Genomic DNA, 12368 nt, shown 5'->3' with positions numbered 1-12368 from the left:
TCATCCCAGCGAAGGCTGGGACCGCTCTCGTCATGTCGCAACCTCTCGGCGAGGCCGGGATGAAGCTGGAAAGGGTCTGCTGAAAGGGTGCAACATGGTCATAACGGTCCCAGCCTTCGCTGGGATGACGATGGTGTTTGAATGACGGCAAAAGGGGGGAGGAGCGGACGTTGCGCTGGCCCACCCCGTCCCGGCTAGTTCGCTTCGCTCTCAAGCCTCCCGGCCCTCCCGCAAGCGGGAGGGCAAAGCGGTGCGCTCTCATTCCCCTCCCGCTTGCGGGAGGGGGCAGGGGTGGGCAAAGCGCTACGTCAGCTTTGGGGCGCTTGCCGAAGGTCCGCTTTCCTACACACCATCCCGTCCGGTACATGGCGGCGATGCTTAGCCCATCGAACCCGGACCCAGCAAGGTGACGCCTTTTCCCTCTGGACCGGGTCACCTGCGTAAACCGTCAGCTTGAGAAGGCGCCGGCTTACTTGGCCTCGGCGATCAGCTTGAGCGCCTCGGGCGAGGTCCAGTCGTTGCCGCCGGTATAGCGCCACACTTCCTTGCCTTGCCTGTCGAACATGATGGTGACCGGCAGGTTGCCCCCGTACTGGAAGCCGAGGTCGCCCTGCTCGTCCACCCAGGGCTGGATCTGCTCCAGTTCGCGGCGGCGCAGGATTTCGACGACCTTGTCGGTCTGGCCCATGTCCTGCGAGATCGGCAGGATCGTCACGCCCAGTTCGCCCTCGCGGTCGATCAGCTTGTTCAGCGTGGGCATTTCCGCGATGCACGGTGCGCACCACGTGGCCCACAGGTTGACCAGCAGCGGCTTGCCCTTGAACGAGGAGAGGTCGAGGCTTTCGCCGGTATTGTCGACCAGGCTGACGGTCGGCATCGGCTCGCCCTTGTGCGAGCGATCGACCTTGCCGCCGGCCTCGGCGGGCTTTGCCGCGCCGGCTTGCGATGCTTCTTCGGAAGGCGCCGGTTGCGCGTCCTTGTTCCCTTTACTATCGCAGCCCGCAATCACGAGGGCCGAGGCCCCGGCCAGCGAACACAGGACGAGCGACTTGAGCGAACGGGAAGACAGCAAGGCGACAGGCTCCAATGCAATGTGGGGCGGACGGTTCGCACAGGGACCGTCGGCAATCATGCGCGAGATAAACGCCTCGATTCCCTTCGACAAGGCATTGTGGCGTCAGGACATCGCCGCCAGCAAGGCCCACGTCGCGATGTTGGGCGCCTGCGGCATCGTTTCGGACGCCGACGCGGTGACCATCCGCGACGGCCTCGACGCCGTCGCCGCCGAGTACGAAGCCAATGGTGTGCCCGAGGACTGGGACCTCGAGGACATCCACATGACCACCGAGTCGCGCCTCGCGCAGCTCATCGGTCCGGCGGCCGGGCGCCTCCACACCGCGCGCTCTCGCAACGACCAGGTCGCCACCGACTTCCGCCTCTGGGTGCGCGATGCGATGGACCAGGCCGATGCGGGGCTGCAGGCGCTGCAGGTCGCGCTGGTGACCCGTGCCGGTGAACATGCCGACAGCATCATGCCCGGCTTCACCCACCTGCAGACCGCGCAGCCGGTGACGCTGGGCCACCACCTGATGGCCTATTACGAGATGATCGGCCGTGATCGTTCGCGCTTCGCCGACGCCAGAAAGCGCATGAACCGCAGCCCGCTGGGCGCCGCCGCGCTGGCCGGAACCGGCTTCCCGATCGACCGCACGATGACCGCGCAGGCGCTGGGCTTCGACGCGCCGACCGACAACAGCCTCGATTCCGTGTCCGACCGCGACTTCGCGCTCGATTACCTGATGGCCGCCAGCCAGTGCAGCCTGCACCTCTCGCGTCTGGCCGAGGAGTTCATCATCTGGGCCAGCCAGCCCTTCGGCTTCGTGGCGCTGCCCGATGCGCTATCCACCGGCAGCTCGATCATGCCGCAGAAAAAGAACCCGGACGCGGCCGAACTGGTGCGCGGCCACTCGGGCCGGATCTCCGGCTGCCTGATGTCGCTGATGATGACGATGAAGGGCCTGCCGCTCGCCTATTCGAAGGACATGCAGGACGATAAGCCGCCGGTGTTCGAGGCCGCGAGCCTGCTGGCGCTGTCGATCGCGGCGATGACCGGCATGGTCGCCGACACCCGTTTCAAGACCGATCGCATGCGCGCCGCCGCCGAACTCGGCTTCGCCACCGCCACCGATCTGGCCGACTGGCTGGTGCGCCAGGCCGACATTCCCTTCCGCGAGGCGCACCACATCACCGGCGCCGCGGTCAAGCTGGCCGAGCAGCGCGGCGTGCCGCTCGATCAATTGCCGCTGGAGGACCTCAAGGCCATCGACAGCCGCATCGACGAGCGCGTATTCAACGCGCTCTCGGTCGAGGCCTCGGTCGCCGCGCGCAACTCACACGGCGGCACCGCGCCCGAGCAGGTGCGCCTGCGCGTGGCGGATGCCCGCGACGCCCTGGGTCTGGAGTGATACGTCGATGAAGAAGGCCGTTCCCGTCCTGATGCTCCTCAGTCTTGCCGCGTGCGGGCAGCAGTCGGCACTCGGCCTGAAACCGGGGCAGGCGATGCCGCCTGCGCCTTATGGCCGGGCGGACAAACCGTCGGCGGCGGAGCTGCTCACGCTGCCGACCATCGCCATTCCCGAACGCAGCGTCGAACTGCGCACCCGTTCCGAGCAGCGGCAGGACGATCCCTTCGACCTGCCGCCGCCCGAGGCGCCGCAGCCCGACCCGACTACAGCCGCATCCGGCCAGCCCGAGTAAGAAATCTTCCATGGATCATTTTGCAATCACAGACGGCGCGATGAACGCCGAACAGGTGCCGCTGGCCGAAATCGCCCGCGAAGTCGGCACCCCCGTTTACGTCTATTCGCGCGCCACGCTCTCGCGGCACGCCAGGGTCTTCCGCGAAGCGCTCTCCGCGCTGCCCAGCATCCACATCGCCTTCGCGGTGAAGTCCAACCCGAACCTCGCCGTCCTGCGCCTGCTGGCCAAGGAAGGCTACGGCGCGGACGTCGTCTCCGAAGGCGAGATGAACCGCGCGCTGGCGGCGGGCATGAAGGCCGGGGACGTGGTCTTCTCCGGCGTCGGCAAGACGCGCACCGAACTGACCGCCGCCGTGCGCGCCGGGATCGGCCAGTTCAATCTCGAGAGCGAGGAAGAGGGCGTCGAACTTTCCGAGATCGCTGCGGAACTGGGCGCCAGGGCCACCTGCACCCTGCGTGTAAATCCGGACGTTGACGCACGCACGCACGCCAAGATCTCGACCGGCAAGGCCGAGAACAAGTTCGGCGTCGCTTACGACCGCGCGGCAGGGATCTACGAACGTCTCTCGGCGCTGCCGGGGCTGGAGATGCGCGGCCTTGCCGTCCACATCGGCAGCCAGATCAGCGACCTCGAACCCTCGCGTCAGGCGTTCATCAAGATGGGTGCGCTGATGGAGACGCTGCGTTCGCAGGGCCTGACCGTCACCCACATGGATCTCGGCGGCGGTCTCGGCGTGCCTTACAAGGCGACCGACGACCTGCCGACGCCCGCAGACTATGGCCGCATGGTGGCCGAGGTCGCCGGCGACTGGGGCGTCACCCTGATGTTCGAGCCGGGCCGCGTCATCACCGGCAACTCGGGCGTGCTCGTGACCGAAGTGGTGCGCGTCAAGCAGGGCACGACGAATCCGTGGATCGTCGTCGATGCGGCGATGAACGACCTAGCCCGCCCGGCGATGTATGATGCCTGGCATGACTTCGCGGCCGTGCACCCCTCGGGCGAGACGATGACCGCGAACATCGTCGGCCCCATCTGCGAAAGCTCCGACACCTTCGCCATGGCGCGCGAAATCGACGTGGTTAAGGCGGGCGACCTCGGCGTGTTCCGCACCGCCGGTGCCTATGGCGCGACGATGGCGAACACCTACAACAGCCGCGCGCTGGTGCCCGAGGTTATGGTCGATGGCGACAAGTGGGCGCTCGTCGCCAACCGCATCGAACCTGCCACGATCCTCGCCGCCGAGCAGGTTCCGGTCTGGCTGGACTGAAGGACAAAGGCCCACCCCCAACCCCTCCCGCTCATCCTGAGCTTGTCGAAGGGGGGGGAGCGAGACTTGGCGATTTATCGCCTAGTCGCAGCGGGGTGGGCGGGCTACGCCTGACAGCATGATCGAAGCGCTTCCCCTTTTTCACCGCATTGCCGGGCGCCCGGTCGTCGTGCTGGGGCAGGGGGAGGCGGCCACAGCCAAGCGTCGGCTGGTCGAGCGCGCGGGGGGCGTGGTCCACACCGACATTTCCGAAGGCGCGGCGGCCGGCGCAAGGCTGGCTTTCGTTGTCCACGAGGAGGAGGCGCAGGCCGAGGCGGACGTCGCGGCGGCTCGCCGCGCGGGAATGCTGGTGAACGCCACCGACCGTCCGGCCTTGTGCGATTTCACGGTGCCTTCGATCCTCGACCGTTCGCCGGTGCTGATCGCGGTGGGGACCGGAGGCGCTTCGGCGGGTCTTGCCAAGCAGCTGCGGCTGCGGCTGGAAGCGCTGCTGCCGCAATCGCTGGGGGTGCTGGCGAGCGCCTTGCAGGCCGCGCGTGGCCGCTTACGCGAACGTTTCCCCGAAGCAGGCGACCGCCGCCGTGCACTCGATGCGGCGCTGACGGCGGGCGGCATACTCGATCCGCTTGTCGCGAGCAGCGCTGAGCGGGTCGACGGCTGGTTGCAGGACGCCATCGCCGATGAGGGCGAGCTTGTGGAAATCACCCTTGGCAGCGATGATCCCGACGACCTGACGCTGCGCCAGGCCCGCCTGCTGGGCGCTGCCGATGTCGTCATCCACGATCCGCGCGTGGCACCGGCCATCCTCGACCGCGCTCGCGCTGACGCACAGCGGCATGTGCTGCACGAAGCCACGCCGCGTGCGGGACTGACGGTGGTGCTGACGCTGGGTTGAAAAAGGGGGCAGCAGGTCCGGTCCGGGCGGTAGGCTGCCTTTCCAGAAACAGACCGTCATCCCAGCGAAGGCTGGGACCGTTGTGACCATGATGAGCCCTAGCGGCAAGGCATTGCTAACCTCATCCCGGCCTCGCCGAGAAGCAGCGCGATGACGTGAGCGGTCCCAGCCTTCGCTGGGATGACGATGACGTTTGGGCGGCAATGGGGCGTTAGCGGCAATTCCGTCCAGCGCCCCTCTAGAACAGCCCCCCAGCCAGCGCATCGACGGCGCCTTGCAGGATCACCGCCGCCGCCGCCGAATCGATACGCGTGGCGCGCTTGGCGCGGCTCATGTCCTGTTCGATGAGGCCGCGCTCGGCGCTGGAGGTGGACCAGCGTTCGTCCCACAGCAGGATCGGCAGGCCCAGCACCGACAGGTTGCGGGCATAGGCGCGGCTCGATTGCGCGCGCGGGCCCTCGGAGCCGTCCATGTTGAGCGGCAGCCCGATAACGATGCCCTTGACCGAGCGTTCGCGGATCAGGTCTTCCATCAGCGCCTTGTCGGCGCCGAACTTGCCGCGCTTGATCGTCTTGCCGGGCGAGGCGATACGCCAGCCGGCATCGCAGAACGCAGTGCCGATGGTCTGGGTGCCGAGGTCGAGGCCGAGCAGCGCGCCCTTGTTCGGCAGGGCCTCGCGGAACTCCAGCGCGCTGGTGGTCGGGGTCACTTTTGCTGCTTCGCCAGCCACGCTTGGGTGCGCCTTTCGAAATCGGCCCTGAGGTTCGCCCAGAACAGGGTCACGTCATAGAGGTGATAGTTGTTGCCCGGCAGCACGTAGGCCCCGAGGTCGAGCTTGGGCGGCGGGCCGATGTGGAGGAAGTGGTCGGGGCTGCAAGTCGCGGGAACGACCTGCGCGGCCATGGTTCCGCTACGGGCCTTGAAGTCGGGCACGAGGGTGCCGAGGTTCGCCTCGGCCCCTGCGGCGCTGCCGGGCACGCCGGTCAGCGGATTGGTGCACAGGAACGCGCTGCCCGCCACCGACTTCGCGTCGAGCCCGGTGCGCCGTGCATAGGCCTTGAGCAGCATCGCGGTATCCGCCGGATCGGCGACCGAAAGCCAGCTGACGATGCAGCCGGGCTCGTCCGCGCGCTCGCAGGCGGGGACGCCCATCTTCGGCAGGTCATGCTCCAGCGAGACCGGCCAGCCGATCACCCATGCCCCGACGAGGCGCTGCGCCAGCGGCGTCCCGGCGATGCGGTCGCGCATCAGGCGGCGCAGCAGGAACGCGCCCTGGCTATGGCCCGCCAGCGCGATCGGCTGGTCCGGCCTCAGGTTGCGCGTGAATATCTCGAACGAGGCGAGCACGTCGGCGTAGGCAAGGTCGATCGCCTGCGCGGCTTCGGGCTTTGCGGTCAGGAAGGTCCCGACGGCGGCCTGCCGGTAGCGCGGCGCCCAGACTTCGCCCTCGTTGAACGGGCTGGCCATGCCCTGCACGAAGAGGTTCGCGCGGTCGCGGCTGACTGTGTCGTCCAGCGCGGCGTTCCAGGCGTCACGCGCGATGTAGCTGGTGGGGTGGACGAAGAAGACCGCGACCGGGAGTTTTGTCTTGGGGGCCTCGATGCCGGGAGGGAGCCACGAGGAGGGATCGTCCTTCAGGCCCGGCCGCGCGACCCACATCGCCGGGTTGTTCCACGATTCGGGCGGCAGCGCCTGCTGTTCCGCAAAGGAAACGTTGGGCACGAAGGCCATCTCGGTCAGATCCTCCGACCAGAACCACAGGGCCAGCATCAGCGCCAGCACCGCTACCGTCAGTCCCGCGATGACGTAGAGGAACTTGCGCGCCATGCCCGGTCAGTACGCCTTGGCGGGATCGACGCGCGGGCGCAGGCTGGTGAAGGCCCGCCCGTCGCGCATGGAACTCCACCAGGTCAGCGGGTTCCAGCTTTGCGAGCCATCGAGCGAGAAGGTGATGAACTCCGCCCGTCCGCCGATGTCGGACAGCGGCACCGGACCGCCGAGGCCGCCGTCGGGCTGGCCCTGCCAATTGGTGGTGAAGGGCGCGCGGCTGTCGGCCGAACGGTCGCGGTCGTCACCCATCAGGAAGACGTGGCCTGCGGGGATCGTGACCTCGGGATAGTTGTCGAGGCTCTGCGTGACATAGTCGATCACCTGATAGCTGGCCCCGTTGGGCAGCGTCTCGCGGTAGGTCGGCAGTTCGTAGACCTCGCGGCCGGAGGGCAGGCGGGTGCGGTATTGCTCGAAGCCGTCGTAGCAGTGGCCCGGCTCCTGCCCTTCGCAGGTCAGCTTGTCGTCGGCGGGGATCTGCACCGGCGGCTCGATCTCGCGCGGGATGAACTTGCCGTTGAGGCGGATGCGGCCGTCGATCACGGCGATGCGGTCTCCCGGACGGGCGACGACGCGCTTGATGAGGTCGGCCTTGCGATTGCCGGGCACGACGATGACGATGTCGCCATAGGCGGGCGTGGAGCCGAGGATGCGCGTGGTCGAGCGCGGCAGCAGGTGGAAGCTCAGCGACGACCAGTTCCAGCCGTAGGGATACTTCGACACCACCAGCCGGTCCCCCACCAGCAGCCCCGGCATCATCGAGATCGAGGGGATGTAGAACGGCTTGGCCACCAGCGAGTGGAATGCCAGCACGCCCAGCAGCATGAGGAAGAGGCCGCGTAGCTCCTGCCACCAGTTGGTGGTGCGGGGCTGCCTTGCCGGCTTGGCCTGTTCGAGGGAGTCTGGCCGGGCGGTCTGTTCGGTCATGCGGGGGGGAACTCGGCGATTAGGAGAGGGGGCGCGCTTCGATGATCACGAAGGCCTGCGCCCATGGGTGGTCGTCCGTGAGTGTCAGGTGAACCACGGCTTCATGGCCTGCGGGGATCATGGAATCCAGCCGTTCCTTCGCGCCGCCGGTCAGCGCCAGCGTCGGCGCACCGGAGGGAGCGTTGACGACGCCGATGTCCTTCATGAACACGCCCGCCTTGAACCCGGTTCCGACCGCCTTGGAAAACGCCTCCTTGGCGGCGAAGCGCTTGGCCAGCGTGCCCGCGATGGTGTGCGGGCGGCGGGCGGCCTTGGCGCGCTCCACCTCGGTGAAGACGCGACCCAGAAAGCGGTCGCCGTAGCGTTCGAGCGAACTGGCGATTCGCTCGATGTTGCACAGGTCCGAGCCGAGACCGATGATCATGCCCGGGCTCCCGCTTGCTTCGTCATCACCGCACCTCGTCCATCAGCGCGCGCATCTTCTTCACGCTGGCTTCCAGCCCGATGAAGATCGCCTCGCCGATGAGGTAGTGACCGATGTTGAGTTCCGCCAGTTGCGGAATCGCCGCGATGGGCTGGACGTTCTCGTACGTCAGGCCATGCCCGGCGTGCGGCTCGATGCCGTTCTTGGCCGCGAGCGCCGACATGTCGACGATCCGGCGCAGCTCATGCGCCACCTGCTCGCCCTCGGCATGGGCATATTCGCCGGTGTGGAATTCCACCACCGGGGCGCCGAGCTTCATGGCCGCTTCGATCTGGCGCGGCTCCGGGGCGATGAAGAGGCTGACGCGAATCCCTGCGTCCGACAGGCGCGAGACGATCGGCGCGAGGCGATTGTGCTGGCCCGCCGCGTCGAGGCCGCCCTCGGTCGTGCGCTCCTCGCGCCGCTCGGGCACGATGCAGGCGGCGTGAGGACGGTGGCGCAGGGCGATCTCGAGCATCTCGTCGGTTGCCGCCATCTCCAGGTTGATCGGCAGGCCGGTCGCCTCGGCGACGCGGAAGAGGTCGTCGTCGCGGATATGGCGGCGATCCTCGCGCAAGTGCACGGTGATGCCGTCGCCGCCCGCGCGCGCCACGATCTGGGCGGCGCGGGCCGGGTCCGGATGCTCGCCGCCGCGCGCGTTGCGGATCGTCGCGACATGGTCGATGTTGACGCCGAGACGCAGGCGGGCGGGCTTGAGCACGTTCATTCTATCATCCTGAGCTTGTCGAAGGATTGTCCGATCAGGGAGCGACGTTCCGAGATTTACTGGGCGCGGCTGCCGGGCTTCACCGCCTGCGAAGAGGCCAGTTCGGGCGGCAGTTCGTCCGGCGCATACGTCGGGAAGTTGAGCGCCACGAGCGGGAAGAACGGCACGCCCAGATCCACCGATCCGGCCGAGCGATCGACCAGCGAGGCCGCGGCGATCACGGTGCCGCCGGCTTCCTCGATGGCCTTGATGGCTTCGCGGCTGGACAGGCCGGTGGTGACCACGTCCTCGACCATCAGCACCTTGTCGCCCGGTTCCAGCGAGAAACCGCGGCGCAGTTCGAAAGTGCCGGTGGGGCGCTCGACGAACATCGCGTCGACCTGCAGGGCGCGGCCCATCTCCTGGCCGATGATGACGCCGCCCATCGCGGGCGAGACGACCTTGGTGATCTGCTTGCGAATGTCGTGCGGCAGCTTGGATGCGATGGCGACGGCAAGACGCGCGGCGCGGTCGGGGTTCATCAGGACGCGGGCGCACTGAAGATAGTACGCGCTGTGGCGGCCGGACGACAGCAGGAAGTGTCCTTCCAGCAGCGCCTTGCAGGCGCGGAATTCGGCGAGGACCTCTTCTTCGAGCATTTGCAACTATACCTCTGGAGCGTTTTTCGAGTGTTCGCGCGCAGTTCGTCTGGCGCTTGCGGCAAAAATTCCCCTAGAGGCGCTTGAGACGGGCGGCAAGGCCGCGTATAGCCCGGCCCAAAGGGGGCGAAAAACGCCGCCATGACAGGGGTGCGCTTGAAGTCGTTGATACGGCACGGGCGTTCGAAGGAAGTGGAAGCGCAAAAAACCATGACATTGGGCAAGATTTCCATTGGTGCAGGAAGGGTTCGCAGAGCCCTTGGACTATCACTCGCCAGCGTGCTGACGTTCGCCGCGCCTGTAATGGCGCAGGACGCCGCCGCTCCTTCCGCCGGAAGTTATACCCCGATGAAGCCGACGCCGGGCATCGGCATGCCGGTCGACGGCGGTATCAACCTCCAGCAGCAGTTCTCGCCTACGGGTGAATACGGCGAATGGCTGCACCACGGCCTGCTGTGGATCTGCCTCATCATCTCGCTGTTCGTGCTGGCGCTGCTGGCCATCGTCATCGTGCGCTTCAACCGTCGCGCCAATCCGGTGCCGTCGAAAACCAGCCACAACACCGTGCTCGAAGTGGTGTGGACGCTGGCGCCGGTGCTGATCCTGATCGGCATCGCGGTGCCCTCGATCGACCTCATCGCCAAGCAGTACAAGCCCGCGCCCAAGACCGCGCTGACCGTCAAGGTCACCGGCAACCAGTGGTTCTGGACGTACGGCTACCCGGATAACGGCGACTTCGAGGTGATCTCGAACATGCTGAACATCCCCGGCCAGCCGGTGGTCAACAACGGCGTGCGCGAAGTCGGCTCCAAGCCCTGGGACGGTCCGTCGCACCTCGAGGTCGACAACCGCATGGTCGTGCCGGTCGGCGAACCGATCCGCCTGCAGATCACCGCCACCGACGTGATCCACTCGTTCGCGGTGCCCTCGCTGTGGTTCAAGCTGGACGCGGTGCCGGGCCGCATCAACGAGAAGGTCCTCTTCATCGAGAAGCCGGGCGTTTATTACGGCCAGTGCTCCGAACTGTGCGGCGCCAAGCACGGCTACATGCCGATCGCGGTCGAGGCGCTGCCGCGTGATAAGTATAATGCCTGGGTCCTGACCCATGCCGGCGCGGAGATCGACGGGCAGAAGAAGCCTGCGGCCGCCGCCGAATCCGCTGCGGCTCCTGCCGCCGCTCCCGCCGCAGACGCTTCCGAAGCGCCTGCCGGCGAAGCGACCGCCGAAGCCGAATAATAGCGATACGAGAGGACAGGGTCCCCACCATGGCAACCACCGCTGACCACTTCCAGGCTCACCCGGAAGACCACGGCCATCACGCCGAACACAAGCCCGCGTTCTTCGCGCGCTGGTTCATGTCGACCAACCACAAGGACATCGGCACGATGTATCTGATCTTCGCGATCTTCGCGGGGATCATCGGCGGTGCCTTCTCGGGCATGATGCGCGTCGAGCTGAACGAGCCGGGCATCCAGTATCTCGACACCTTCGCGCGCTGGTTCGGCGCGGTGAACCCGGACTTCAACACCACGCTGCACACCTGGAACGTGCTGATCACCGCGCACGGCCTCATCATGGTGTTCTTCATGGTGATGCCCGCGATCATCGGCGGCTTCGGCAACTGGTTCGTGCCGATCATGATCGGCGCGCCGGACATGGCGTTCCCGCGCATGAACAACATCTCTTTCTGGCTGACGGTGGCGGGCTTCTGCTCGCTGCTGTGCTCCGCCTTCGTGCCGGGCGGCACGGGCAACGGCGCGGGCACCGGCTGGACGGTCTATGCCCCGCTCTCGACCAGCGGTTCGCCCGGACCTGCGGTGGACTTCGGCATCTTCGCGCTGCACCTTGCCGGTGCCGGCTCGATCATGGGCGCTATCAACTTCATCACCACGATCTTCAACATGCGCGCGCCGGGGATGACCATCCACAAGATGCCGCTGTTCGTGTGGTCGGTGCTGGTGACCGCGTTCCTGCTGCTGCTCTCGCTGCCGGTCCTCGCCGCCGCGATCACCATGCTGCTGACCGACCGCAACTTCGGCACCACCTTCTTCGACGCTTCGGGCGGCGGTGATCCGGTGCTTTACCAGCACCTGTTCTGGTTCTTCGGCCACCCCGAAGTCTACATCATGATCCTGCCGGGCTTCGGCATCATCTCGCAGATCATCTCGACCTTCTCGAAGAAGCCGGTGTTCGGCTACCTCGGCATGGCTTACGCGATGGTCGCGATCGGCGTGGTCGGCTTCATCGTGTGGGCGCACCACATGTACGCCACCGGCCTTTCGGTGAACACCAAGATGTACTTCACCGCCGCCACCATGGTCATCGCGGTGCCGACCGGCGTGAAGATCTTCTCGTGGATCGCCACGATGTGGGGCGGTTCGGTGGAGTTCAAGTCGCCGATGGTATGGGCGATGGGCTTCATCTTCCTGTTCACCGTGGGCGGCGTCACCGGCGTATACCTTGCCAACGGCGGCATCGACGACGTGGTGCACGACACCTACTTCGTCGTCGCGCACTTCCACTACGTGTTGTCGCTGGGTGCGGTGACCGCGCTCTTCGCCGGGTTCTACTACTGGTTCCCGAAGATGAGCGGCCGCATGCACTCGGAGTTCCTGTCCCACGTCCACTTCTGGATCTTCTTCGTGGGCGTGAACATGATCTTCTTCCCGATGCACTTCCTGGGCCTGCAGGGCATGCCGCGCCGCTATCCGGACTACGCGGAAGCCTATACCCACTGGAACCACATCGCGACCGTGGGCTACATGGTTATGGCCTTCAGCCTCGTGATCTGGTTCATCAACATCATCTACGCCTTCACCGCCGGTAAGAAGGTGGGTGACAACTACTGGGGCGAAGGCGCGACC

At 66.6% G+C, this 12368-nt stretch carries 13 protein-coding genes; 6 read left to right on the top strand and 7 right to left on the bottom strand.

The window, feature by feature from the left end:
* Positions 1-469: 469 nt before the first annotated feature.
* Positions 470-1072: a TlpA family protein disulfide reductase gene (locus tag ACYPYD_RS15810; protein ID WP_036529461.1), complete on the bottom strand. Its 603-nt coding sequence runs from the start codon at positions 1070-1072 to the stop codon at positions 470-472.
* Positions 1073-1091: 19 nt separating this feature from the next.
* On the opposite strand from ACYPYD_RS15810, the gene argH reads away from it, so the two are divergent.
* From argH to ACYPYD_RS15790, 4 genes are all read left to right on the top strand, one after another.
* Positions 1092-2465 (top strand): argininosuccinate lyase, encoded by a 1374-nt coding sequence (gene argH / locus ACYPYD_RS15805; protein WP_211149580.1) that lies wholly within the window; start codon positions 1092-1094, stop codon positions 2463-2465.
* 7 nt (positions 2466-2472) lie between these two features.
* Positions 2473-2757: a hypothetical protein gene (locus tag ACYPYD_RS15800; RefSeq protein WP_459664126.1), complete on the top strand. Its 285-nt coding sequence runs from the start codon at positions 2473-2475 to the stop codon at positions 2755-2757.
* 10 nt (positions 2758-2767) lie between these two features.
* Complete coding sequence (lysA, locus tag ACYPYD_RS15795; RefSeq protein ID WP_008829989.1) at positions 2768-4027, top strand: diaminopimelate decarboxylase; 1260 nt, start codon at positions 2768-2770, stop codon at positions 4025-4027.
* 118 nt (positions 4028-4145) lie between these two features.
* Positions 4146-4922, top strand: coding sequence for a precorrin-2 dehydrogenase/sirohydrochlorin ferrochelatase family protein (locus tag ACYPYD_RS15790; RefSeq protein WP_459664124.1), 777 nt, complete (start codon positions 4146-4148; stop codon positions 4920-4922).
* 238 nt (positions 4923-5160) lie between these two features.
* On the opposite strand, the gene ruvX is transcribed toward ACYPYD_RS15790, so the two are convergent.
* The 6 genes from ruvX to pyrE are packed head-to-tail and all read right to left on the bottom strand — an operon-like array spanning position 5161 to position 9504.
* Positions 5161-5652 (bottom strand): Holliday junction resolvase RuvX, encoded by a 492-nt coding sequence (gene ruvX / locus ACYPYD_RS15785; protein ID WP_036529458.1) that lies wholly within the window; start codon positions 5650-5652, stop codon positions 5161-5163.
* A complete protein-coding gene (locus ACYPYD_RS15780) occupies positions 5628-6749 on the bottom strand; it encodes a DUF3089 domain-containing protein (protein ID WP_069708860.1) in 1122 nt (373 codons plus the stop codon). Before ACYPYD_RS15780 ends, ruvX begins: the two co-directional genes overlap by 25 nt.
* A gap of 6 nt (positions 6750-6755) precedes the next feature.
* Positions 6756-7676, bottom strand: a complete 921-nt coding sequence (gene lepB, locus ACYPYD_RS15775) for a signal peptidase I (RefSeq protein WP_008831547.1) — start codon at positions 7674-7676, stop codon at positions 6756-6758.
* A 19-nt stretch (positions 7677-7695) separates the two neighbouring features.
* Entirely contained in the window at positions 7696-8100 is a 405-nt protein-coding gene (acpS, locus tag ACYPYD_RS15770; RefSeq protein ID WP_008831548.1) for a holo-ACP synthase, read from the bottom strand.
* 25 nt (positions 8101-8125) lie between these two features.
* Positions 8126-8866 carry a pyridoxine 5'-phosphate synthase gene (locus ACYPYD_RS15765; protein ID WP_008831549.1) on the bottom strand — a complete coding sequence of 247 codons (741 nt, stop codon included), beginning with the start codon at positions 8864-8866 and terminating at the stop codon, positions 8126-8128.
* Between the two features lie 56 nt (positions 8867-8922).
* The gene (gene pyrE / locus ACYPYD_RS15760; RefSeq protein WP_008831550.1) at positions 8923-9504 is read right to left on the bottom strand and encodes an orotate phosphoribosyltransferase; all 582 of its coding nucleotides are present in this window, start codon (positions 9502-9504) and stop codon (positions 8923-8925) included.
* A gap of 210 nt (positions 9505-9714) precedes the next feature.
* On the opposite strand from pyrE, the gene coxB reads away from it, so the two are divergent.
* Positions 9715-10740, top strand: a complete 1026-nt coding sequence (gene coxB, locus ACYPYD_RS15755; RefSeq protein WP_370425204.1) for a cytochrome c oxidase subunit II — start codon at positions 9715-9717, stop codon at positions 10738-10740.
* Between the two features lie 29 nt (positions 10741-10769).
* Positions 10770-12368 (top strand): cytochrome c oxidase subunit I (locus ACYPYD_RS15750; protein WP_459664122.1); only part of this gene is annotated, 1599 nt, incomplete at its 3' end.

It is taken from the genome of Novosphingobium sp. 11B (genome assembly GCF_054589055.1).
This window is presented reverse-complemented; position numbering and strand designations above follow the sequence as displayed.